The organism is Shewanella insulae, from assembly GCF_009831655.1.
Taxonomy (GTDB): domain Bacteria; phylum Pseudomonadota; class Gammaproteobacteria; order Enterobacterales; family Shewanellaceae; genus Shewanella; species Shewanella insulae.
On the sequence record NZ_WRPA01000001.1, the window covers coordinates 288,366 to 311,511 of the forward strand.

At 51.1% G+C, this 23,146-nt stretch carries 19 protein-coding genes and 1 tRNA gene; 12 read left to right on the top strand and 8 right to left on the bottom strand.

All coding sequences use genetic code 11. The annotated features are described in order from the left end of the window. Positions 1-220 precede the first annotated feature (220 nt). The 4 genes from GNT65_RS01260 (at position 221) to GNT65_RS01275 (ending at position 3,364) form a co-directional block, all read left to right on the top strand. Positions 221-2,209: a methyl-accepting chemotaxis protein gene (locus GNT65_RS01260; protein ID WP_160793319.1), complete on the top strand. Its 1,989-nt coding sequence runs from the start codon at positions 221-223 to the stop codon at positions 2,207-2,209. Between the two features lie 146 nt (positions 2,210-2,355). Further along, positions 2,356-2,443, top strand: a tRNA-Ser gene (locus GNT65_RS01265). 221 nt (positions 2,444-2,664) lie between these two features. Beyond that, a complete protein-coding gene (locus tag GNT65_RS01270) occupies positions 2,665-2,856 on the top strand; it encodes a ribbon-helix-helix domain-containing protein (protein WP_160793320.1) in 192 nt (63 codons plus the stop codon). A 163-nt stretch (positions 2,857-3,019) separates the two neighbouring features. Then, entirely contained in the window at positions 3,020-3,364 is a 345-nt protein-coding gene (locus GNT65_RS01275) for a zinc ribbon domain-containing protein YjdM (RefSeq protein ID WP_160793321.1), read from the top strand. A 142-nt stretch (positions 3,365-3,506) separates the two neighbouring features. Here GNT65_RS01275 and cls read toward each other — a convergent pair whose 3' ends face one another. Next, positions 3,507-4,973 carry a cardiolipin synthase gene (cls, locus tag GNT65_RS01280; RefSeq protein ID WP_160793322.1) on the bottom strand — a complete coding sequence of 489 codons (1,467 nt, stop codon included), beginning with the start codon at positions 4,971-4,973 and terminating at the stop codon, positions 3,507-3,509. Between the two features lie 194 nt (positions 4,974-5,167). Between cls and GNT65_RS01285 the strand changes: the two genes are divergently transcribed. The 6 genes from GNT65_RS01285 to GNT65_RS01310 all read left to right on the top strand — a co-directional run bounded on the left by GNT65_RS01285 (position 5,168) and on the right by GNT65_RS01310 (position 11,081). Beyond that, entirely contained in the window at positions 5,168-6,016 is an 849-nt protein-coding gene (locus GNT65_RS01285; RefSeq protein ID WP_181006123.1) for an endonuclease/exonuclease/phosphatase family protein, read from the top strand. A 309-nt stretch (positions 6,017-6,325) separates the two neighbouring features. Then, on the top strand, positions 6,326-8,104 hold the full coding sequence (locus tag GNT65_RS01290; RefSeq protein ID WP_160793324.1) for a DUF885 domain-containing protein: 1,779 nt from the start codon (positions 6,326-6,328) through the stop codon (positions 8,102-8,104). Positions 8,105-8,267: 163 nt separating this feature from the next. Continuing rightward, complete coding sequence (locus GNT65_RS01295) at positions 8,268-8,948, top strand: response regulator transcription factor (protein ID WP_160793325.1); 681 nt, start codon at positions 8,268-8,270, stop codon at positions 8,946-8,948. 401 nt (positions 8,949-9,349) lie between these two features. After that, positions 9,350-10,477 carry a M14 family metallopeptidase gene (locus GNT65_RS01300; protein ID WP_160793326.1) on the top strand — a complete coding sequence of 376 codons (1,128 nt, stop codon included), beginning with the start codon at positions 9,350-9,352 and terminating at the stop codon, positions 10,475-10,477. 8 nt (positions 10,478-10,485) lie between these two features. Continuing rightward, on the top strand, positions 10,486-10,803 hold the full coding sequence (locus GNT65_RS01305; protein ID WP_041511287.1) for a hypothetical protein: 318 nt from the start codon (positions 10,486-10,488) through the stop codon (positions 10,801-10,803). Beyond that, the gene (locus tag GNT65_RS01310) at positions 10,800-11,081 is read left to right on the top strand and encodes a YeaC family protein (protein WP_041511286.1); all 282 of its coding nucleotides are present in this window, start codon (positions 10,800-10,802) and stop codon (positions 11,079-11,081) included. The genes GNT65_RS01305 and GNT65_RS01310 overlap by 4 nt, the downstream gene beginning before the upstream one ends. A 63-nt stretch (positions 11,082-11,144) precedes the next feature. On the opposite strand, the gene ansA is transcribed toward GNT65_RS01310, so the two are convergent. Both ansA and sppA read right to left on the bottom strand, forming a co-directional pair. Continuing rightward, positions 11,145-12,158 (bottom strand): asparaginase, encoded by a 1,014-nt coding sequence (gene ansA, locus GNT65_RS01315; protein WP_160793327.1) that lies wholly within the window; start codon positions 12,156-12,158, stop codon positions 11,145-11,147. A gap of 122 nt (positions 12,159-12,280) precedes the next feature. Next, on the bottom strand, positions 12,281-14,122 hold the full coding sequence (sppA, locus tag GNT65_RS01320; RefSeq protein WP_160793328.1) for a signal peptide peptidase SppA: 1,842 nt from the start codon (positions 14,120-14,122) through the stop codon (positions 12,281-12,283). Positions 14,123-14,287: 165 nt separating this feature from the next. Here sppA and GNT65_RS01325 point away from each other — a divergent pair, with 165 nt between their 5' ends. Then, positions 14,288-16,303 (top strand): oxidoreductase, encoded by a 2,016-nt coding sequence (locus tag GNT65_RS01325; RefSeq protein ID WP_160793329.1) that lies wholly within the window; start codon positions 14,288-14,290, stop codon positions 16,301-16,303. A 164-nt stretch (positions 16,304-16,467) separates the two neighbouring features. Then, complete coding sequence (locus GNT65_RS01330; protein WP_244952063.1) at positions 16,468-17,016, top strand: YciI family protein; 549 nt, start codon at positions 16,468-16,470, stop codon at positions 17,014-17,016. Positions 17,017-17,130: 114 nt separating this feature from the next. Here GNT65_RS01330 and yfaE read toward each other — a convergent pair whose 3' ends face one another. The 5 genes from yfaE to ubiG form a co-directional block, all read right to left on the bottom strand. Further along, complete coding sequence (gene yfaE / locus GNT65_RS01335; protein ID WP_160793330.1) at positions 17,131-17,511, bottom strand: class I ribonucleotide reductase maintenance protein YfaE; 381 nt, start codon at positions 17,509-17,511, stop codon at positions 17,131-17,133. Then, positions 17,480-18,610: a class Ia ribonucleoside-diphosphate reductase subunit beta gene (gene nrdB, locus GNT65_RS01340; RefSeq protein ID WP_160793331.1), complete on the bottom strand. Its 1,131-nt coding sequence runs from the start codon at positions 18,608-18,610 to the stop codon at positions 17,480-17,482. Before nrdB ends, yfaE begins: the two co-directional genes overlap by 32 nt. Before the next feature lie 59 nt (positions 18,611-18,669). Next, complete coding sequence (gene nrdA / locus GNT65_RS01345; protein ID WP_160793332.1) at positions 18,670-20,958, bottom strand: class 1a ribonucleoside-diphosphate reductase subunit alpha; 2,289 nt, start codon at positions 20,956-20,958, stop codon at positions 18,670-18,672. 477 nt (positions 20,959-21,435) lie between these two features. Beyond that, positions 21,436-22,194, bottom strand: coding sequence for an HAD family hydrolase (locus GNT65_RS01350; protein WP_160793333.1), 759 nt, complete (start codon positions 22,192-22,194; stop codon positions 21,436-21,438). After that, complete coding sequence (gene ubiG / locus GNT65_RS01355) at positions 22,187-22,930, bottom strand: bifunctional 2-polyprenyl-6-hydroxyphenol methylase/3-demethylubiquinol 3-O-methyltransferase UbiG (protein WP_160793334.1); 744 nt, start codon at positions 22,928-22,930, stop codon at positions 22,187-22,189. Before ubiG ends, GNT65_RS01350 begins: the two co-directional genes overlap by 8 nt. Positions 22,931-23,146 lie beyond the last annotated feature (216 nt).

Genomic DNA, 23,146 nt, shown 5'->3' on the forward strand with positions numbered 1-23,146 from the left:
CTAGACTTTATGGGCATTGTGAGCTTGTTTAAGGCGTGTTAAAAAATCAAAAGTGTCATTTTATTGGTGCCTTTAGTGCATGTTTTTAGGCGACTTTTAATTTAACGCCAGATTTTTATGCTAGTGTTAATACGTATTGGATAGGATAGGTGATCAAGGCCCTGCCAGTGATGTACCTAACACCACTCTATCAACCCGCGATGGTTAGGGATAACGCAAAATGAATATGCAATGGATCAGTGATCTCAATATTAGAAACAAACTTTTGCTGGTGATTGTGCCGCCTATTTTAGGGGCAACCTTCTTTGGCCTGTTCGTGGTCTATGGCCAATATCAGCTGCACCAGGGCCTCAGCCAGGTAGAGACCCTGTCTGAGTTGGCGGTGGTTAATAGCGACTTTGTCCATGAGCTGCAAAAAGAGCGCGGCATGAGCGCCGGTTTCATCGGCTCTAAGGGTAAGAACTTTGGCGATAAGCTACCTAAGCAGCGCCAATTAAGCGATGAGCAACTCAACAATTTCAGAACCTTTACCGCCAGCCACGAGTTACCCGAGGCGTTTGCCCAGCAGATGAACCAGGTCAGTCAGATGATGAATCAACTTGGTGATATTCGTCGCCGCGTCGATAGCTTGAGCATCAGTGTGCCGGAAGAGGTTACTTTTTATACTAAGCTCAATGGCTTGCTGTTGGCGATCGTCGATCAAACCAGTCAACAGGGGGCGAGTCGACAGATCGCTGTCGAATCCGCTAGTTTCGCCGCCTACCTACAGATGAAGGAGCGCGCCGGTATCGAGCGTGCGGTACTCAGCTCTACCTTTGGCAACAGCGCCTTTAAGCCCGGCATGTTCCTTAAGTTTGTTAATCTAGTGTCCGAACAGAACACCTACCAGGAGCGTTTTCTCTCCCTGGCCACAGATGGGGTGAAAGCCGATTTTCAGCAGGTTGCCTCATCACCTGCCTTTATGGCAGTAACCGCGCTACGGGAGAAGGCCATGGGACAGGATGCGAGCGTCCTCAAGGCACAAAGCTCGACCGATTGGTTTGCTGAGTCGACCGCTCGAATCGATGCCCTGCGTCAGTTTGAGCGCCAACTGTCTCATCATCTGCTGAGCGATACTCGCAGCGCCCTTGCAAGCGCCAAGTCGCTCATGGTGAGCGTGATCGCACTCATGGTGATCTCTGGACTGGTGGTGATCTTCTTGTCTGTGTTTATTGGTCGTTATCTGCATGGTTCCCTAAGGCATCTCTACCACAAGGTCACCGAGTCGCAGAAACACTACGATCTGAGTGTGCGGGTCGATCTCTCGAGTCAGGATGAGATAGGTCAGCTAGGAACCGCCTTCAATCATATGATGGCCGATTTTGAGAAGGTGATCGGCATGGTGAGGACCAATACTCAGGGGCTGCTTACCGCGTCTCAGGAGATGGAAGGCTGTGCTCGCACCATGCGCGAGGACGTTGCACTGGGTCATAGCGAAGTGGATCAGGTTGCCTCGGCGATGACTGAGATGAGCGCCACGGTGCAGGAGATAGCGCAAAATGCGGTGCAGGCGTCGGAAGCCTCGGGGCAGGCCAATAAGGAAGCCAAAGAGGGCAGTAAGGAGGTGGAGCGTACCGCGGACTCCATCAACGAGCTAGCCCAAGAGATCGCCGATGCGGCGCAGGCCATTAATAACCTGGATGAAGATATCAAGGGTATAGTCGATGTACTCGGGGTGATCAGTGGCATCGCGGAGCAGACTAACCTCTTGGCCCTTAACGCGGCGATCGAGGCGGCTCGCGCCGGTGAGATGGGACGTGGTTTTGCAGTGGTCGCCGATGAGGTGCGTAGCCTGGCGCAGCGGGCGCAGACCTCGACCGAAGACATTCGTAGCATGACAGAAAGGCTGGAGCGTGGCGCTAAGGTTGCCGTTAAGGCCATGGAGAGTGGCCGTAGTAAGGCGGAGATCAGCGTGGTTGAGTCGAAGCGTGCCGGTGAGGAGCTTATCCGTATCGTCAACGAGGTGAGCGTTATCGATAGCATGAATGAGCAGATCGCCGCGGCGACCCACGAACAATCGGCGGTCTCCGAGGAGGTGAATCAAAACGCGATGAAGATCAGTGACATTTACCGAAATACCCATGAGGTTTCGGATCGCCTTAGCCAGCTCAACGAGTCGCTACTTAACGATGTGAGCGCCATGTCTGAGCTGGTGAGCAAGTTCAAATAGGCCGGATAAGCAGCGAATTGGCGATCTATTACGCAAATGCCTGAGCAGACAGTTTTTTAGCTTGACCCTGTTTAGCGATTTGCGTAAAGTACCGCTCCGTTGATGCAGTTCCTTGAGAGTCTATTAAGGAAAGCGCGTCAAGATTCGGTGAGTTGTCCGAGTGGCTGAAGGAGCACGCCTGGAAAGTGTGTATACGGCAACGTATCGAGAGTTCGAATCTCTCACTCACCGCCAAATTCAAAGAGAAAGACGCCTAAGGGCGTCTTTTTTTATGTCTGTTTTTCTCTACCCTTCGTCCATTACCAGTACCGCATTCCTCCATTAAAGTGAGCTGCTCCTGCTCGTATAGTCACTCAAGGTGTGACTATTACCTCCTCAGTTAAGGGTTGCTATAGGCAGCTAGGGGGTTAGGGATTATAATCAAATGATAATGTTTTTGGTTTGAGGAGTAGGCTATGGAAAATAAGACGGCACGCTTTACCGTGTTACTCGACCCCAGTAAGAAACAGGCGTTTGAACAATTGTGCGCCTCTCAGGATTTGACACCATCACAGGTCGTAAGACAGCTGATCCGTGGTTATTTAGAGCAACATGGCGTGAGCTATGGTCAGTCCGAGCCGACTAAAAACCCTAAGGTTAAAGTCTAGCTAAGCTTGGTCTGAGGAAACTTAGCTGGCCTGGATATGATAATTTTATTATAATACAATTATCATTATGACCAGCTGTGAATTTATAGAGCCTTTGCCACCTATGGTGAGCCGGGCGAATGTCACGGCTGATCCTTACCTTTTTAATGAAAGAGAAAGAGTTATGAGCGATACAATTCCACCATGCCCAAAATGTGAGTCTCCCTATGCCTATGAAGATGGCTCATTGTTGATCTGCCCTGAGTGTGCTCATGAATGGAATCCTAACGAAGTGGTTGTCGATCCCGATGCGATCATCCTAAAAGATGCTGTAGGCAATCTGTTGGAAGAGGGTGACAAGGTAACCCTGATTAAAGATCTTAAGGTGAAGGGCACTTCACTGACCCTTAAGGTGGGCACTAAGGCGGTCATCAATCGTTTTGTAGACGCCGACCACGATATCGACTGTAAGGTCGACGGCCAAGGTCAGATGATGCTGAAGTCTAAGTTCGTGAAGAAGCAGAGCTAAGATTCAGATTTGTGTTTTATAGAAGACCTGCCAATTGGCAGGTCTTTTTTTATAGGCGTTCTTAGCTCAAACCCTAAGAATGCGAACTGAGTAACTGAGTAACTGAGTAACTGAGTAACTGAGTAATCAGGTCTATGCCGTATCAGAGTAGGGGACTGAAGAGATAGAAGAGGTGCTCTATCACCCTCTGATACAGGGGACGACGTTGCCAACGCTTGTACTCGAGTTGCTCAGCGTTCTCTATGTATCCTTTCTGCAGGTTTCTGAGGGATTGCGAAAACACCTTGTCATCCACCGCTAGGGTCAGTTCAAAGTTAAGCCATAGGCTACGCATATCCATATTAACAGTGCCGATTAGGCAATGCTCGTCATCGATCAGCACTGATTTAGTATGGAGCAGACCGCCTCTGAATCTGTGGATCTTGACGCCGGCCTTGAGTAGTTCGGCAAAGAAGGAGCGGCTGGCCCATTTCACCATGGTGGAGTCATTTTTCTGTGGAATGATGATGTTAACGTCGACGCCGCGTGCAGCTGCGGTTACCAGGGCATCTAACAAGTTTTCACTGGGGACAAAATAGGGGGTGGTGATCACTATCTTGCGGCTAGCCTGATAGAGACTCTGTAGCAATACCTGATGGATAACCTCCTCAGGCATACCAGGCCCAGAGGGGATCACCTGCACCAGAGAATCAGACTCGGGCGTATTCTCAGGCGTGTTTATGGGTAAGCCGGGCGGGGCTGGTAGGCAGCGCTTGCTGGTCTCCACTTCCCAGTCCCAGGCGGCTACGGCGTTCACCAGCGGTACCGCAGGGCCTTCCATGCGTACCATGACATCTATCCACTGGCCAACGCCCTCTCGTTGTTTAAAGTATCTGGGGTCGACCAGGTTCATGGAACCCGTGTAGGCGGTGCGATTATCGATAACCACTATCTTGCGGTGCAGGCGCAAGTCCAAGCGTCTGAAGAACATCCTCAATGGGCTAACACTGAGCGCCTGCGAAAGGGTTACGCCCGCCGCGCGCATTTGGCTTGGCCAGGTGGAATTGAAGAAGGTGCGGCTACCGGCGGCGTCCAGCAACAATTTAACCGTTACGCCACGCTTGGCCGCTGCGATGACCGCCTTAGCGACCTCATTGGCCAGGCCTCCCGGGTGCCAGATGTAAAACTCCATGGTCACACTCTCCTGCGCCTGCTCAACATCTTTGATTATCGCGTTGAGAATGTCAGAGGGGGTATGCTGTAAGTTAAGCTGATTGCCGCTTAGCGAAGGGATCCCCAGCTGGGTGTCACAGAGTTGACTGATGGCCCTGGCGTGCTCGCTCTGTCGCTCTGGTGTGTGTAGTGGGTGTTGGTAAAGGGCTGCAAACCATTGTCCGTAGGGTTTAAACATCGCCTTGGAGCGGCTGGCTCGTGTTTGTCCCAGATGTAATTCACCAAAGAGTATGTAGGCGATGATACCAACCAGTGGCAGGAAGTAGATCACTAGTATCCATGAGAAGGAGACGCCTATAGTGCGTCGTTTGATCACCAAGCGTAGCGCGATGGCGCCAAGAAATAACCAATAGATAAAGACGCCGGCAATGGCGAGAATTTGATGTACATTTTCCATGATGTTGGTTTGTGTCTAGATTGCACTTACTCTGATCTGAGTCGATAATGGCGCTAAATATACTATAGCCTGAGCGATATCATATAGGCTAAGAGGTTGGTGCAAAAGCACTAATTTCGACACTGACCTTTAATGATAACTTTCTGGATAAACTGAGTGATTCTGTGAGCCAAAACCTCCATCACCCACGGCTTATGCAGCGCCGTGGGATAAAATCATTACTATTATTACTCTTGTGTGCCTCAGTGTATGGGGCCATGGTTTATTACCTGAATGGCGAGCCCGAGGTGATGATGAGCGAGGTGGAACCTGTATTTGTCTCCCAGTGTCTGACGGCGCCAGGGGGGCAAGCCTTAGACAAGGCAGGAAGAATCAGGGTCGGTGTCTGGAATATTTATAAGCAGCAGAAACGGGGTTGGCAGCAGGATCTGACCGAGCTGGCCAGACGCAGTGAGCTGATGCTGTTGCAGGAAGCCAAGTTAAATGCCGGATTCCATCAATACCTCGATGGTTCGAGCCTGCATCTGGTGATGGCTAAGGCCTTTTCCCTACTAAAATCCCCCGTCGGTGTGATGAACCTTGCTACCCAGCAGGCCCGGGATGCCTGTGCCTATCATGCCGTTGAACCTTGGATTCGTTTCGCTAAGTCGACCCTAATCTCCCGCTATCCTCTGTCGAACGGCCAGACCCTACTGGTGGTCAATCTGCATGGCATTAACTTTGACTGGCAACTCAAATCCTATCGGGCTCAGTGGCAACAGATAGTACAGAAGATCAACCTACACCAGGGGCCTGTGATCCTCGGCGGTGATTTCAACACCTGGCGGGGACAGAGGATGGCCTATATAGAGCAGCTCGCCCATCGGCTGAGGTTGAAGGAGGCAGTCTATGAGGTGGATAAGCGTCATAGGGTGTTTGGTTATCCACTGGATCATCTCTATTATCGTGGCCTGAGTCTGGAAGCGGCCGAGTCTTTTACCAGTCAGGCGTCTGATCATAACCCTATTTGGGCCGAATTTAGGCTAAGGCCGCTGATGCACTAGGTTGGCTTGTCTCGGTTGGTTTGTCTCTTGGCCCAGTGGTGTTGTGAATTCTTTGACCTTCATCGGCTGCCGCTACCTCTTGATGTGTCGTTTTCGGCAATGGCTTTGTAACAAAGCTTGTCAAACTATGAGTGTAGGCTGCAATTTGGCTTGCAACGTGATTTACTATGGGCTGGCAGAACTAAGCTCATGTATAACCAATAGAATAAACGACTAAACAGTCGCTTAGCCAAGGCCATCTCAAGCAGCTGTACTCGCAGAGTTTATAAGAAACAGTTGGAAAAAATAAGAATCAAGGGAATCCTAATCATGAAAATAAGCGTCATTGCCGCCGCCATCGTCCTGGGGCTAGGTGGATTAACTGCCTGCCAGACACATACCGAAGAAACCACTAACCCTCAAGGCGCTAATATCGTCCAGGCGCAAGCACAGAGTTTTAAGCAGTTTTCGACCCAATTTATCGACGCGCTATGGCAACAGTCGCCTACATGGGCCCTCTATAGCGGCTATCACAAGTATGACGGTGTGCTTAAGGTACCTAATGCTCAAAGCCGTATTGAGAGCCTAGCCTTCGTCGATGCCCAACTTAAGCTGCTAAATGGGTTCGATATGAATAAGCTCACGCCCAGCGAGCTGATCGACTATAAGCTTATCGAGAACCTATTGAAGCAAGACCGCTGGGAGATAGAAACCTTTAAGTCATGGCAGTGGAACCCTGCTAATTACAATGTTGCGGGCGGTTTTGCACAGCTGATCAACGAAGATTTTGCGCCGCTTGACGAGCGGCTGCGCTCATTCTTGTCCCGTATGGAAAATGTGTCTGCCTACTATGTGGCGGCAAGGGAGAATATCGATAAGCCGACCTTGGAACATACGCAATTGGCCATCATGCAAAACCGTGGCGCCTTCAGCGTGTTTTCCGATGATCTGCTAAAGCAGGCCGCCGCCTCGGGTCTTAGCGATGATGAGAAGGCGCTGTTCAATTCTCGTTTCAAACTCGTAGTCGATGCCATCAAGCAGCATATCGACTGGTTGACTAGCCTTGAGGCTAAGCTAACCAAAGAGGGCGCCCGTAGCTTTAGAATTGGCGAGGCGCTCTATGAGCAGAAGTTTGCCTTTGATATTCAATCAGGCATGTCTGCCAAGCAGCTGTATGAAAAGGCGCTGGCTGATAAGGCGCGAGTGCAGGGCGAGATGGCAAAGATCACCAAGCAGCTCTGGAGCAAGTATTTCAAGACGCAGATGCCAAGCGACACTAAGGTGGCGACTCGTCAGTTGATCGACAAATTGTCGGCTCGCCATGTGAAGCGCGAAGACTTTGTCGCCGAGGTGCGCGCTCAGATCCCTGAACTGGTCAAGTTCGTCAATCAGAAACAGCTGGTTACCCTAGATCCTAACAAGCCACTGGTGGTACGTGAGACCCCTGAATATATGCGCGGGTTTGCCGGCGCCTCGATTAGTGCGCCTGGCCCCTATGAGAAGACGGGCAACACTTACTATAACGTCACACCACTCGATGGCATGAGCGACGCTTCTGCAGAGAGTTACTTGAGAGAATACAACCATTGGATCTTGCAGGTGCTCAATATTCACGAGGCGATTCCTGGCCATTATACTCAGTTGGTCTACTCCAATGAGTCGCCGAGTCTGGTGAAGAGCCTATTTGGCAACGGCGCCATGGTCGAGGGCTGGGCCGTTTATGCAGAGCGTATGATGCTCGAAGAGGGCTATGGTAACTTCGAGCCTGAGATGTGGCTAATGTACTACAAGTGGAACCTGAGGGTCATTGCCAACACTATCCTGGATTACAGCATTCAGGTGAAGGGGATGACCGAAGAGGAGGCGATTGCGCTGATGACTCAGGAGGCGTTCCAACAACAGGCGGAAGCAGAGGGCAAATGGCGCCGGGCGACCCTGAGTCAGGTGCAGCTAACGAGCTACTATGCGGGTTATCGCGAGATCTATGATTTCCGCGAAGAACTTAAGGCTAAACAGGGCGAAGACTTTAACCTTAAAGGTTTCCACGAACAGTTCTTAAGCTATGGTAGTGCGCCGGTGAAGTACATTCGTCAGCTGATGCTCAAGTAAGATAGACAAGTGATTAAGGCCCCTAAAGGGGCCTTTTTTGTCCCTTCGTCACTGCACCTGTGAGATGTCGGTCATAGTTTTATCCTCAGGTGAGATAAAGGACTGGATTGGCTCGATGAGTTAATGTAACCTTAATGATAATTGTTATCATTAAGGTTATTAAATGGAAAGAGTGCTACTCGTTGATGATGATCCCTTTGCGCGCGAAATCCTTTATCTTGGCTTAATGGCCAGCGGGTATCAGGTGCATTGTGCCAGTAATGGCCAGGAAGCGCTGTTGATCTTAGGTAAAATGGCGATAGATCTCATTATCTTAGATGTTGAGATGCCCCATCTGGATGGCTTTGCGTTTCTGCAGGCACGCAGCGATAATCTGCCGGTGATCCTCATCTCGGCAACCGATGAAGAGGAGAGGCGGATAAAAGGATTTCGCCTCGGCGCCGATGATTTTATCTCTAAGCCGGTCAGTGTACGCGAGCTGGTGGCACGCATCGATGCGCTACGCCGCCGCGCGGACATCACTAAGTCGCAGCTAACGGAGGAATTACCTCTGCCGATCAAGGGGATTGACTTTAATCCTAATGACTTCAGCATAGAGGTAGCCGAAAGGCGTGTGTCGCTCACGCAGACAGAGTTTAAGTTGCTCAAGTACCTGTTCGATCGCAAGGGCGAGGTGATCACTAAACAGGAACTGCAGCGTAGTGTGTTAAAGAAAGATCTCGGACAGTTTGATCGTAATCTGGATATGCATATCAGCAATACCCGGCGCAAACTGGCCAAGATCAGCCTGCCAAAAACCATCATCAATACGGTAAGGGGCCAAGGCTACAGCTTTCTCTGCTAGGGAGGGGCGCTCGTCCAGTCCGGGTTTAGGTGTAACTAAGCCTCTTTGTTCTTAATCCGTCATCTAGTGGTCGTTCGTTACATATCTGCCGTTAACAATCACTAGAGATTGCTACTCATCCACACCTAAGCTGTTTAGATAAGTCCTATTTCTGCATCTGTAGGCCGGTCTGGTATGTTTTTCTACGCTTTGTGATAGCAGCTTGCTGTGACTAATTCCTGTATGAACCGGCTATCAATAAAGCACAAACAAGCCACAAAGGTCGGTAATGGCTAGTCAAAATGACAGGTATAAAACTGACTTTTATTTAGTACTAGCGGTGCGAAAATGGCACGAATTAGTTTATCCTTAGGGCATCAGTAGGCCCGAGACGCCTGCGTTAACTCAATGAAGGAATGGATATGCTAATCAGTGCCAATTTTGACGGTGGTAATATTGAGGTCATCAATCAAGATGATATCAATAATGTGCAACTGGCCATTAGACCCGATGAAGGGGGCGAGTTTTTTCAGTGGTTCAACTTTCGTCTGCAAGGGGAAGTCGGCCAGCGCTATACCCTCAACATTATGAATGCCGGAGAGGCGTCCTACACCAAGGGATGGGAAGGCTATCAGGCTGCGGCCACCTACGACAGGCAGCAATGGTTCCGTCTGCCGACTCAGTATCAAGATGGCAAACTCACCATTGAGGTAGAGCTGGATTGTGAGATGATCCAGATTGCCTACTTCGCCCCATATAGTTACGAGCGTCATCAAGATCTGATCAGCGCCGTTCAGGTACATCCATTAGTGTCTATCGAACATCTGGGGAAGACCTTAGATGATCGCGACATGACCCTGGTTAAGGTGGGTGACGAAGATGAAGAGAAGGCCAAGATCTGGATCACCGCGCGCCAGCATCCTGGTGAAACCATGGCCGAATGGCTGGTGGAAGGCCTGCTGAACAATCTGCTCGATGGCGATTGTCCAACGGCTAAGGCGCTGCTGGATAAGGCTAACTTCTATATCGTGCCTAACATGAATCCCGATGGCGGCGTACGCGGTCATCTGAGAACCAATGCCAAGGGGGTTAACCTTAACCGCGAATGGCAGAGCCCCTCGCTAGAGAAGAGCCCAGAGGTGTACCATGTGGTCAATCGCATGAAAGAGACAGGCGTCGATCTCTATTACGATGTCCATGGCGACGAAGGCCTGCCTTATGTGTTCCTCGCTGGCTGCGAAGGTGTACCGGGTTACAACCAGAAGATGGCCGATCTGCAAGCCGATTTTGTTAAGGCCCTGCTGATGGCCAGTGCCGATTTTCAAGATGAATTTGGCTACGATAAGGATGAACCGGGTCAGGCGAATCTTACCGTGGCTTCAAACTGGGTGGCGCAAACCTTTGGCTGTCTCTCTAATACCCTAGAGATGCCGTTTAAAGATAATGCCAACATGCCAGATCCTATGTCTGGCTGGTCACCTGAGCGTTGTATCTACCTTGGCGAGGCGTCACTGCTGGCGATGCTGGCCGTGGTCGATAAGCTAAGATAGGAGGGGAGATGGCCTTAGTAGAATGCCCAAGCTGTCATAAGCGCATATCGAGTTTGGCTAAGAGCTGCCCACACTGTTCTTCCGGCCTGTCGGGAGATAATGAATCGCTTAATCGGATCAGTCATATTAAGCGCACTAACCAGCTAATGAATCAGAGTTTTCTGGCGATGACGCTGTTTATCGCCGGTGTAGTGCTCTGGTTTTGGGGCGGCGAACCCGCCGAGGGACTCAGAGCCAATATCGCTGGCATCTGCTTCGTCTTTGGCTTTATCGGTTATCTGATAGCCAGAATCCGCATCGTGTTACATAAACGGAAGAGTATATGAGTGATATCAATAAGGTGATCGATGATATGCCCCAAGAGGTATATGAGCGATTACTCAGCGCCGTCGAACTCGGCAAGTGGGAAGATGGCACTGTGCTGTCTGATGAGCAGAGAGACTCGACCCTGCAACTTGTGATGATGTACCAGGCTCGCAGGTTAGATCAGAAGGATCACTTCACCATTAATAATCAGGGTGAATTGAACGAGCTGTCGAAGGCTGAGCTGAAACGTCAGTTTAAGGGCGAGAGTATCGCCGCCTTCAAAGAGCAAGACCTCTAATAAAAAAGCCCCTGATGACAGGGGCTTTTTTTTACGTGTCAGTTTTATCTCAATTTAAGGCACTTAATCTTCGGTCAGCTCGCCGCAGAGATCTTGCTGCATCTGCACGCGAATATCGCTCGGCGATAGCGCGGTAGACAGCAGATAGTGCAGCTTAGTGAGCGCGGCTTCTGTGGTCATGTCGAAGCCACTGATGACCCCGGCCTTCGCCAGTGCGTTGCCCGTGGCATAGCCTCCCATGTTCACCTTTCCCTGCAGACACTGAGTCAGGTTCACTAAGATGACGCCACGCTCGTTGGCCTTGCGTAGACACTCGAGCAGCTCAGGATTTTGCGGTGCATTACCCACGCCGTAGGTAAGCAAGATCAATGCTTTGACCGGTTGCTGTAGTATGTTGTCTATGATCTCTGTGGTGATCCCTGGGTAGAGGGTGACCACGCCTATGGGCTGAGGGCTGATCTTGCTAACAGTCAGGGTATTGGCCTTAGTTTCGCTGATGCGACCCGCCTTGAGGCGAATTTTAATTCCGGCCTCCAGCAGTATAGGGAAGTTAGGCGAGGCGAAGGCATCGAAGCCGTCCGCATGGGCCTTGGTGGTGCGATTGCCACGAAACAATTTGTTGTTAAAGAATAAACATACCTCGGCCACCGGATAGTTGGCGGCGATATAGAGGGCGTTGAGCAGATTGGTCTGGCCGTCGGAGCGCAGCTGCGCCAACGGGATCTGTGAGCCGGTGACGATAACGGGTTTGGTCAGCCCCTGTAGCATGAAGGAGAGCGCCGAGGCGGTAAACGCCATGGTATCTGTGCCGTGGAGGATCACGAAGCCGTCATACTTGTCGTAGTTTGCCTTGATGTCGTCGGCAATCATCTGCCAGTCTGTCGGCGCCATGTTTGAGGAGTCGATCAGGGGACAATATTCGTTGATGACGAAATCTGGCATCTCTTGGTGAAAAAACTCGGGCATGGCCTTAACACAGTCGGTGAGAAACCCAGGTACCGGGGCGAAACCGTTATCTGTCTTTTGCATGCCTATGGTACCGCCCGTGTAGGCGACATAGATGGAGGGCTTTTTCATTATAGTGATAGCTTTATTGATGCAGGATTGGCGCGATTATACTTAGGATGGCGCCAATAAAAAAGCCCGCATCGGCGGGCTTTTCTGTCATGGAGGCTTTGCTGTGATTAGTAGCAGTGCCTTTAATAGTTACAGCTATCGCAGTAGAGGTAGAGACCGTTTGGATCGTCAAAGGCCTTAAATTCTTCGGCCACGCTAGAAACCTGGCCAAGCAACTGCTCGACAACGCTGCTTTGAGAGAGGCTCTTAGGCAGATAGGTGGAAGCCTGGGCAAACATCTCCTGAATGAACTGCTCTTGAGGGGAGAGTTCTTGTTCGATCAATTTTGTGTCGAACTTCTCTAACTTGGCCAACTCCGCCGCCTTAGTCACCGCCTGCTGCAGATCGCCAAGCTCGTCAACCAGGCCTAGCTCGAGAGCGCGTTTGCCTGACCAGACGCGACCCTGGGCAATCTTATCTACCTCTTCGAGTTTCATGCCGCGCTCCTCGGAGACCAGTGAAATGAAGTCTTGATAACCGCGCTCAATATGACGCTGAATGATCTCTTTTAGCTCGTCGCTGATCCCCTGGGTGGTGGAAAATGCGGTCCAGCCTGAGGTGGAGACGCCATCTGTGTGTATCCCAAGCTTTGCCAGGGAGTCTTCGAAGGTGGTAACCAAGCCGAAGATGCCGATAGAGCCGGTGAGCGTGGTTGGCGTAGCAAAGATATAATCGGCACTTGCCGAGATCCAGTAGCCACCTGAGGCGGCGTAGGTGCCCATACTGACGACCACAGGCTTGTTGGCCGCCTTGAGGGCGAGGACTTCTTGGCGGATCTGCTCAGAAGCAAATGCGCTGCCGCCTGGGCTGTCGACTCTAAGCACGACCGCTTTCACCTTGTCATCGAACCTGGCCTTGCGCAGCAGGGCTGAGGTGCTCTCGCCGCCGATCTGACCGGCTGCCTGGTGACCGTTAAGGATGTTACCCTTAGCCACTACGATGCCTATTGCGTCATGCATCAGCACAGGAGGGAACTGCTGGATCACACTCTGATAGTCATAAAAGCTTATCTGTTTAAAGCTATGTCCCTCTCTGGCCTCACCCAGGCGCTCGACCATATCAAGGCGGAACTGCTCGGCAGAGGCTAGCTTGTCGACCCAACCCAGGTTAATTGCCATCTCTGATGAGCGACCGTTGGCCTTGTTGAGCTCGGCAAGGTAACGTTCGGCGCTTAGCATCAGGTCGTCCTGTTTGATGCCGCGGTTTTCGCTGACCCTGGTTTCGAAGCTGCTCCAGATATCTTGCATGAGTTCGAGGTTGGCAGATTTCGCCGCCTCAGACATGTCGTCTCGCATGAATGGTTCTACAGCCGACTTGAAGGTACCCACCCTGAAGACATGGGCCTTGATCTTGAGCTTATCAAGCGCCGACTTGAAGTATTGGCGATAGCGGCTCAGGCCTTCGATCTCTACCGAACCCTGTGGATTGAGGTAGATGGTATCGGCGAAGCTGGCGAGGAAGTATTGATTCTGCCCATACCAGTTGCCCATGGCGATAATAGGTTTACCGGATGCTTTAAAGCGGGTTAAGGCGTCGCCTATGCTCTGCAGCTTGCTGATCCCAGTCCATCTCAGGTGGCCTATGTCGAGCACGATAGCCGAGATGCGTTTATCGCTGGCGGCATTGTCGATAGCATTTAGCAGATCGGCCAGCAGGATCTCACCATCACTCTGGCCCCCCTTGCCACTCTTCATGGCCGCCTCGATGGGATCCACCTGACGTTTCTGTTCTACCACGCTACCGGAAAGATCTAACACTAATGCAGAACCCTCTTCGACCCTTGGGCTCTCATCTGCGGCAAGGATCACGAACAGGAGGGCGATAAACCCGAAGAAGAATAGATTTAAGATCACCTTACGCGTGGTGTTAATCACCTTCCACAAGGTGGAAAAGATCCGTTTTAATATTGAGGGCTTAGCGGACATTATCCACTCCTATATGACTCTGATCCCTCTATGCTAACTGAAAACTACCATGGGGGCGAAATACAATTGTAAATGAATCTTAAGGCTGGGAGCACATTGAGTATTGAGCAAAATCGAATCAGCGGGTATGCTGATTTAAATCACTCGTTTAAAAAGGATGTTTTAATGTCGTTTCCACATTTATTAGAACCCTTAGATCTCGGTTTCACACAATTGAAGAATCGTGTGCTCATGGGCTCCATGCACACCGGGCTCGAAGAAGAAAAGGGCGGTTTTGAGAAACTGGCAAAATTCTATCAAGAGCGTGCTGCCGGTGGCGTTGGCCTTATCGTGACCGGTGGGATCTCGCCAAATTTGCGCGGTCGATTGGCGCCTAACGCTTGTCAGCTGAGCTTTCCCTGGCAGGTGGCCAAACATAAAATTGTCACTCAGGCGGTGCATCAGGCAGGCGGTAAGATCTGTATGCAGATCCTGCACGCCGGCCGTTACGGTTACCATCCTTTTTCGCAGGCGCCCAGCAAGATCAAATCGCCTATCACGCCTTTTACTCCTTCTGCCATGTCGGCCCGTCAGGTGAGGAGTACCATCAAAGACTACGCCACCTCGGCGGCGCTGGCCAAGAAGGCGGGCTATGACGGCGTAGAGGTGATGGGGTCGGAAGGTTATCTGATCAACCAGTTTATCTGCGCCAGAACCAACAGCCGCAGCGACGAATGGGGCGGCGAGTTCAGCCAAAGAGCTAAGTTCCCGGTTGAGATAGTCAAATCTATCCGTGAAAAGGTGGGAAGTGATTTTATCATAGTGTTCCGTCTCTCTATGCTGGATCTGGTGGATAACGGTTCCTCCTGGGAGGAGGTGGTGCAGCTGGCCAAATGGTTGGAGGCCGCCGGCGCGACCATCATCAACACAGGCATAGGCTGGCATGAGGCCAGGGTGCCAACCATAGCCACCAGTGTCCCCCGCGGCGCCTTTGCCTGGGTGACCGAGCGCCTCAAGCAGGAGGTTAGCGTGCCGCTTATCGCCACTAACCGTATCAATACCCCGGAAATTGGCGAGCAGATCATCGCCTCGGGTCAGGCGGACATGGTCTCTATGGCCCGTCCCTTCCTGGCCGATGCCGAGTTCGTCAACAAGGCGGCCGCCGGTGAGAGCCAGCTGATCAATACCTGCATCGGATGTAATCAGGCCTGCCTGGATCATACCTTTGCACTAAAACGCGCGACTTGCCTGGTGAACCCGAGAGCCTGTTACGAGACGGAGCTTAATTTTGTGCCGGCGACTAACAAGAAACGCATCGCCGTCATGGGGGCTGGACCTGCTGGCATGGCATTTTCTATCTATGCTGCGAGCCGTGGTCATAAGGTCGTCTTGTTCGAGGCCAAAGGCGAGGTGGGTGGTCAGTTTAATCTTGCTCGTAAGATCCCGGGTAAAGAGGAATTTGACGAAACCATTCGCTATTTTACCGAGCAGATGAAGCTCAACAAGGTTGAGTTGAGGCTTAATACTCGGCTAGACGCCTCTGTGGTTCGAGACGAGCCGTTCGACGAGGTGGTGATCGCCGCAGGTGTGGTGCCAAGAAAGCTAGATCTCCCCGGATTCGACAGTGCCAAGGTGGTGAATTACCAACAGGTGCTTAACGGCGAGGTCGAGGTAGGCGAGCGGGTTGCTCTGATTGGCGCCGGCGGTATCGGCTTCGATATGGCTCATTATCTTGGAGAGCAGGATTCGATAACTCTTAAGCCCGATACCTGGCTCAAACAGTGGGGCATAGACAAGGACTACGGTGAGCGAGGTGGCTTAACCACGCCAGCGCATGAACACACAAGCCGTAAAATTTATCTATTGCAGCGTAAAATCAGCAAGATGGGTAAGGGACTCGGCAAGACGACAGGCTGGATCCACCGCGCGGTGGCCAAGCACCATGATGTCGAGATGTTAAATGGGGTCAGCTACCAGAAGTTCGATGAGCAAGGCTTGCATATCCAGGTGGGGGAAACTACTAAGGTGCTAGAGGTAGACAACGTCGTGTTATGTGCGGGTCAGGAGTCTAATCGCAGCTTAATCGATGAGATGAAAAACACCGGCCTGCCCGTGCATCTGATTGGCGGTGTGGATGTTGCTGCCGAACTGGATGCTAAGCGTGCTATCCGCCAAGGTGCCGAGCTGGCCGCAAGCATCTAAAGATCTGCTGCAGTAAGTAAAGCCTACTTATAAGTTAAAGGCTAACCCTTGAGGGTTAGCCTTTTTTATGGCTTTGACATAACTTAAGTAAATGCTCGATGAGAAACCGGCAAGGTTTAAGAGCAGAATTATCAAAATTAACCTTTAAAAATGTGGATGAGACAATGAAAACAGCCAAGACTAATACCCATAGTTTACTCATTACCTTGGTGGGCGCTTTAGTGGCTCTGGCGGTGACTCTGGTGGTGGCTATGCCCTTAAGGGCTGAAAGCGATGATAAAAGCGATGGTAAAAGCTATGATAAAAGCTATGTTAAGAGTGATGACAAAAGTTATGACGCTGAGCTTGCGGCGAAAGTCGGCGGAGATGACTATGGCATGAAGCGCTATGTGATGGCCATGCTCAAGCGTGGCCCCAACCGAGAGCAATCAGAAGCGGAGGCAGAGCGGCTGCAAAGGGCTCATTTGGATAACATAGGCCGATTGGCAGAGGAGGGTAAACTGGTGCTTGCAGGTCCCTTCTTAGAAGAGGGAGACCTAAGAGGCATCTATATCTTCAACGTCACTAGCGTCGAGGAGGCTAAGGCGCTTACCGAGTCCGATCCCGCCATTAAGGCTGGTCGCCTCATCATGGAGCTTCATCCCTGGTATGGCAGCGCCGCGCTGATGGAGGTAAATCGACTACATCATAAGCTGGCGAAAAAAGCCATCTAATGTGTAATGTTGCTGACCAGTGCATGTGCCTTGTAATAGGCGAAGGATTGCGAACCATGGCGTGAGGTTGGTCTTTTCTAGGACTTTTAAGCTTGTTAAAGCGTCGCCTAGGGGCTATTCGGCGGCACAAGCTACAGGCTGAGGGGCATATGTGGTCACGACTTCGGCATCTTGAGGCGAAAGTTCCAGGTCGAGATCGCCGTCTGGATGGCAGCAGCAGGGCAGACACTCATCCGCTTCCAATTCCACCAGAGGTTCGGTGTGGTAGACCACGCTACCGCGATTAACCTTGGTCTTACAAGCACCACAAAAGCCGTTGCGGCACTCAGAGAAGATACGTACCTTTTTCTGCTCGAGGGCCGCCAACAGGCTTTGGTGGTTGCTGGTATAGAGGAGTACAGGCTGACCTTGAAGGCTCACGATTGGAGCCTTCTTAAAAACCGCCTGACTAAAGACCGTCTTGCTAGAGATCAAAGTCGGCAAACTCACTCTCATCGACAGAAGAGTCAATCTGACCCACCAGGTAGGAGGATACCTCCACTTCCTGCGGTGCGACCTGTACCGAGTCACTCTCCAGCCAGTTCTTCATCCAAGGTAGTGGGTTGCTCTGGTCGGCATATGGACTTGCCAGATTAACCGACTTCATACGCTCGTTGGTAATGTACTCAACGTACTGGCAGAGGATCTGCTCGTTCAGGCCGATCATAGAGCCATCTTTAAACAGGTACTTGGCCCACTCTTTCTCTTGCTCTGCCGCCTTGACGAAGATGTCGATAGCCGTCTGTTCGCATTCTTTGGCTATCTCGGCCATCTCTGGGTCATCCTTGCCACCTTGCATCAGCTTAAGGATATGCTGGGTGCTGTTAAGGTGCAGGGCTTCATCACGGGCGATGAGGCGGATGATCTTGGCGTTACCTTCCATCAGCTTACGCTCGGCAAAGGCAAATGAGCAGGCGAAGCTGACGTAGAAACGAATAGCTTCTAGTACGTTAACCGACATCATGCACAGGTAGAGCGCCTTCTTGAGTTCGCGGGTGGTGACTTCCACTGTCTTACCATTGATCTCGTGGGTACCTTCACCCATGAGGTGATAGATTTGGCTCAGCTCGATCAGATTATCGTAGTAATCGGCAATATCGCTGGCGCGTTTGAGGATCTCTTCGTTCTGTACGATATCGTCAAATACGACAGAAGGATCGTTAACGATATTACGAATGATGTGAGTGTAAGAGCGCGAGTGAATCGTCTCGGAGAAAGACCAGGTTTCTATCCAGGTCTCAAGTTCTGGCAGTGACACCAGCGGCAGGAAGGCGACGTTTGGTGAGCGCCCCTGAATAGAGTCAAGCAGGGTCTGATACTTAAGGTTAGAGATAAAGATATGCTTCTCGTGATCCGGCAGCGCTGCATAGTCGATCTTGTCTTTGCTGACGTCAACCTCTTCTGGACGCCAGAAGAAGGAGAGTTGCTTCTCGATCAGTTTCTCGAACACTTCATATTTTTGAACATCGTAACGGGCAACGTTAACGGATTGACCTAGGAACATAGGTTCCAGCAGGGCATTGTTAGGTGTTTGACAAAATGTTGAATAGGCCATTTTTCTATCTTCCGATAAAGGGGGCTAAGCCCCCTGATAAAAGGTTAAAACACGTAGAGTTAGATCTTACATGCGCCGCCTGCGCAGCTATCGTCTTCTTTCTCAATGGAGGTGATATCGTCATATTTATCTGACGCACCGTCACGCGTGTTGTGATAGTAAAGTGTCTTCACACCATATTTGTATGCCGTTAGTAGATCTTTCAGCAGCACCTGCATTGGCACCTTAGCGCCTGGGAAACGGCTTGGATCATAGTTGGTGTTGGCCGAGATAGACTGGTCAACAAACTTCTGCATCAAGCCCACCAATTGCAGGTAACCTTCGTTGCCTGGCATGTTCCAAAGCAGCTCATAGCTGTACTGGTATTTCTCGAAGTCGGGTACTACCTGCTTGAGCTGACCATCCTTACTGGCCTTAACGCTGATCAGGCCGCGTGGCGGCTCGATACCGTTTGTTGCATTAGAGATCTGCGACGAGGTCTCAGATGGCATCAGGGCAGACAGGGTCGAGTTACGCAGGCCGTGGGTCTTGATCTCCTCACGCAGGGATTCCCAATCCATGTGTAGCGGCTCGTCACAGATCTTATCGAGATCGCGCTTGTAGGTATCGATCGGCAGGATACCCTTGGCGTAGTTGGTCTCGTGGAAGGCAGGGCAGGCGCCTTGCTCTTTCGCCAGATTCATCGAAGCCTTCAGCAGATAATACTGGATCGCTTCGAAGGTCTTGTGGGTGATGCCGTTGGCACTGCCGTCCGAGTAGCGTACACCTTCTTTTGCCAGGTAGTTGGCGAAGTTAATCACACCTATACCCAGTGTACGGCGGTTCATCGAGCCCTTGTGGGCCGAGATGATAGGATAGTCCTGGTAATCAAGCAGGCTATCGAGTGCACGCACAGCCAAATCGGCCAGGCTTTCAAGCTCACCCAAGTTTTTGATGGCACCCAGGTTCAAGGCTGATAGGGTACACAGGGCGATCTCACCATCAGGATCGTCGATGTTGTTCAGTGGCTTGGTCGGCAGAGCAATCTCGAGACACAGGTTCGACTGACGTACCGGTGCAACCTTAGCATCGAAGGGGCTGTGGGTATTACAGTGATCGACGTTCTGGATATAGATACGGCCGGTAGAGGCACGCTCTTGCATCATCAAGGAGAAGAGTTCAACCGCCTTGATCTGCTTCTTACGAATACTCTCATCTTGTTCATACTTGACGTACAGGCGCTCGAACTCAGCCTGATCTTCGAAGAAGGCGTCATACAGTCCAGGTACGTCTGATGGGCTAAACAGGGTGATCATGCCGCCCTGAATAAGACGCTGATACATCAGCTTGTTCAGCTGCACACCATAGTCCAGGTGACGAATACGGTTATCTTCCACGCCGCGATTGTTCTTCAATACCAGCAGAGACTCAACTTCTAAATGCCACATTGGGTAGAAGAGGGTTGCTGCGCCGCCGCGCACGCCGCCTTGCGAGCAAGACTTCACCGCCGTCTGGAAATACTTGTAGAAAGGCAGACAACCTGTGTGGAACGCCTCACCACCGCGGATTGGGCTACCCAGCGCGCGGATACGGCCGGCGTTGACCCCTATGCCCGCACGTTGTGACACATATTTCACGATAGAAGATGCGGTCGCGTTGATTGAGTCTAGGCTATCGCCACACTCGATCAGTACGCACGAGCTAAATTGACGTGTCGGCGTACGCACACCAGACATGATTGGCGTCGGTAGCGAGATCTTAAAGGTCGAGGTCGCATCATAAAAATCTTTGACGTATTTAAGACGCGTCTCTTTCGGGTAGTTGGCGAACAGACAGGCTGCTACCAGAATATAGAGGAACTGGGCACTCTCGTAGACTTCGTGGGTCACACGGTTTTGAACCAGATACTTACCCTCTAGCTGCTTAACCGCGGCATAAGAGAAGTCCATATCGCGCCAGTGGTCGATATAGCTATCAAGTGTGTCTAACTCTTCACGGCTGTAGTCTTGGAGAATATGCGTGTCATATTTACCCAACTCAACCAACTTCACCACGTGATCGTAAAGCTTAGGCGGCTCAAATTGGCCGAAGGCCTTCTTACGCAGGTGGAAGATCGCCAGGCGTGCGGAAAGGAACTGGTAGTCTGGTGATTCCGGCGAGATAAGGTCGGCAGCGGCCTTAATAATGGTTTCGTGGATCGCTTCAGTTGGGATCCCATCATAAAACTGAAGGTGTGAACGTAATTCGACTTCCGATACTGAGACGTTATTCAGTCCTTTGGCCGCCCAAGTGATCACTCGGTGGATCTTATCGAGATCGATAGTTTCACGTTCGCCACTGCGCTTCGTGACTTGCATATTGCTGTTCATTGAAGATAAGCCTTGAATTAAATATCGCTGGGGGAAAACTCCACCCTACGTTTCCATGTAAAAACAATCGAAGGTGTTAAAAAAGTACTTGAGCACTACTGCAGTTCTAGTAGCTTCGACCGCCGCCCATACACAAGATATGGTGTTTTTTCTTTTATAGGATACAAGATAGTGAGGTTAGGGGGATATTGCAAGCGGGTTTTTAGGGGACAAGTTGTGGATATCTTGGGGGTAAGCCAAGGGGTTAGTAACGGCTTACCTTTAACCCTTGTTTTCAATTACGATAGCACAGCTGGGTTAAGATTTAGGCGACTGAATTTACCTATCATGAAAGCTAAATTATTGGCCAGTACGGCGGGATCTTTTTCTCTAAAAAAGGATCGCGATCTTAGTCTGGACGACTTTTTACTGACGCGTCACATACCCAACTGCTCGTGTGTGTGATAGAGCTCCTGTTACAGGAGGCGATACAGCCACTTAGCCCTGTTTTAGGAGCTCAAGCACGGCTAACGGGGTATCGAAGCCAAAATCGTGTGGCCACAGGTGCGCCTGATCATTGTTTCCAATATAACCCCAATGAGCGATGCCCCCTAGCATGTCACTATTGCGGGCCGCCTCGAGATCCCGCTTGGCATCGCCAAGATAGAGAATTTGCTCACAGCAAACGCTAAGTTGTGACGCCGCCAGGCGCATAGGCGCCGGATGAGGTTTACTCTGGGTGGTGGAGTCGCCACTGATGATTGCCGGCATCTTGTGGGCTAACTCGAGCCTGTGTAGTAAAGGCCGGGCAAAGCGAGCCGCCTTATTGGTGACCACCCCAAAAGGGATGCGTTGCTCATTGAGGTGCTCTAAAAGGCTGGCCATACCGTCAAACAGCCTGGCTGCTTGGCCATTAACCCTATGATAGTGATTAAGTAAGCCCTGTTGGATAGTCGCCTTCTCCTCATCATTAAGGTGAGGCTGGGCAGCGTTAACTAACGCCAGGCTGCCATGGGAGGCGGCAAAACGGATATCTTCCAGGGATTCGCTCGGCAGCCCAAAATCCTTAAGCGCCAGATTGAGCGCCAGCACGAGATCCGGCGCGGTATCGACTAAGGTGCCATCGAGATCGAACAGCACGCCTCTTATAGGCCTGGCGTCTAATGTTTTTATCTCATTAGCTTTAATATCAGTTAGCTTAGTGTCAATAGGCTTAGCGTCTAGAGGCTTAGTGCCTGTACCCGTACCTTCAGTCATCCTGCTTAACCGTGGCGATCATATAGTTGACCTCTAGCGACTTGGTATAGCGGAAGATCTCCGTCAGAGGATTGTAGGTGATGCCGGTCGCATCGACGCACTCAAGATCTACCGCATCGGCCATGCCGATCAGTTCGGATGGCTTGATGTATTTCTTATGATCGTGGGTGCCAACCGGTAGCATCTTAAGCAGATACTCGGCGCCGATCACTGTCTCTACATAGGCTCTGATGTTGCGGTTAATGGTTGAGAAGAACACATAACCACCGGGTTTGACCATATCGCTACAGGCCTTAATGACAGATGCAGGGTCGGGCACATGCTCGAGCATCTCCATACAGGTGACTACATCATACTGGCCTTGATGCCCATCTCTGTGATGCTCTGCCGTGTCCTGGATATAGTTGATCTCGACCCCCATCTCCAAGGCGTGCAGCTTAGCGACATCGAGGGGCTCGGCCCCCATATCCAGCCCATCTACCTTGGCGCCCAGGCGTGCCATGCTCTCAGAGAGAATACCGCCGCCGCAGCCGACATCCAGCACACGCTTGCCAAACAGGCCGCCGACGGCTTGATCGATATAGTTGAGTCTTAAGGGGTTGAGCTTATGAATCGGTTTAAATTCCCCTTCGGGATCCCACCAGGTGGCAGCCATCTTCTCAAACTTAGCGATTTCTTGTGGATCGACATTGACATTATTAGTCTCAGAAAAATGAGTTTCAGAAAGGTTAGACACGGACAGTCCTCTGAAGGGGATAAATGATGTAGCTATTATACCGATAGCCTTAGATAAACAAAGGAGAACCCGCCGAAAATGTCTGCTTAGTCATCAGATTGCTGTTAAAGCGTTCATCTTGCCTAAAACAGGTAGGGGTTTTACGCCGCAAACAGATATTTGGCGTGAAATTTCAATAGGGTCTAGCGCCTTTAAATATCTGTGTTAGAATGCCAA

What these genes read in the sequence shown, in the direction of transcription:
- GNT65_RS01260 (WP_160793319.1), top strand. Translation starts at nt 221, where the DNA reads ATGAATATGCAATGGATCAGTGATCTCAATATTAGAAACAAACTTTTG.
- GNT65_RS01270 (WP_160793320.1), top strand. Translation starts at nt 2,665, where the DNA reads ATGGAAAATAAGACGGCACGCTTTACCGTGTTACTCGACCCCAGTAAG.
- GNT65_RS01275 (WP_160793321.1), top strand. Translation starts at nt 3,020, where the DNA reads ATGAGCGATACAATTCCACCATGCCCAAAATGTGAGTCTCCCTATGCC.
- cls (WP_160793322.1), bottom strand. Translation starts at nt 4,973, where the DNA reads ATGGAAAATGTACATCAAATTCTCGCCATTGCCGGCGTCTTTATCTAT.
- GNT65_RS01285 (WP_181006123.1), top strand. Translation starts at nt 5,168, where the DNA reads ATGCAGCGCCGTGGGATAAAATCATTACTATTATTACTCTTGTGTGCC.
- GNT65_RS01290 (WP_160793324.1), top strand. Translation starts at nt 6,326, where the DNA reads ATGAAAATAAGCGTCATTGCCGCCGCCATCGTCCTGGGGCTAGGTGGA.
- GNT65_RS01295 (WP_160793325.1), top strand. Translation starts at nt 8,268, where the DNA reads ATGGAAAGAGTGCTACTCGTTGATGATGATCCCTTTGCGCGCGAAATC.
- GNT65_RS01300 (WP_160793326.1), top strand. Translation starts at nt 9,350, where the DNA reads ATGCTAATCAGTGCCAATTTTGACGGTGGTAATATTGAGGTCATCAAT.
- GNT65_RS01305 (WP_041511287.1), top strand. Translation starts at nt 10,486, where the DNA reads ATGGCCTTAGTAGAATGCCCAAGCTGTCATAAGCGCATATCGAGTTTG.
- GNT65_RS01310 (WP_041511286.1), top strand. Translation starts at nt 10,800, where the DNA reads ATGAGTGATATCAATAAGGTGATCGATGATATGCCCCAAGAGGTATAT.
- ansA (WP_160793327.1), bottom strand. Translation starts at nt 12,158, where the DNA reads ATGAAAAAGCCCTCCATCTATGTCGCCTACACGGGCGGTACCATAGGC.
- sppA (WP_160793328.1), bottom strand. Translation starts at nt 14,122, where the DNA reads ATGTCCGCTAAGCCCTCAATATTAAAACGGATCTTTTCCACCTTGTGG.
- GNT65_RS01325 (WP_160793329.1), top strand. Translation starts at nt 14,288, where the DNA reads ATGTCGTTTCCACATTTATTAGAACCCTTAGATCTCGGTTTCACACAA.
- GNT65_RS01330 (WP_244952063.1), top strand. Translation starts at nt 16,468, where the DNA reads ATGAAAACAGCCAAGACTAATACCCATAGTTTACTCATTACCTTGGTG.
- yfaE (WP_160793330.1), bottom strand. Translation starts at nt 17,511, where the DNA reads ATGAGAGTGAGTTTGCCGACTTTGATCTCTAGCAAGACGGTCTTTAGT.
- nrdB (WP_160793331.1), bottom strand. Translation starts at nt 18,610, where the DNA reads ATGGCCTATTCAACATTTTGTCAAACACCTAACAATGCCCTGCTGGAA.
- nrdA (WP_160793332.1), bottom strand. Translation starts at nt 20,958, where the DNA reads ATGAACAGCAATATGCAAGTCACGAAGCGCAGTGGCGAACGTGAAACT.
- GNT65_RS01350 (WP_160793333.1), bottom strand. Translation starts at nt 22,194, where the DNA reads ATGACTGAAGGTACGGGTACAGGCACTAAGCCTCTAGACGCTAAGCCT.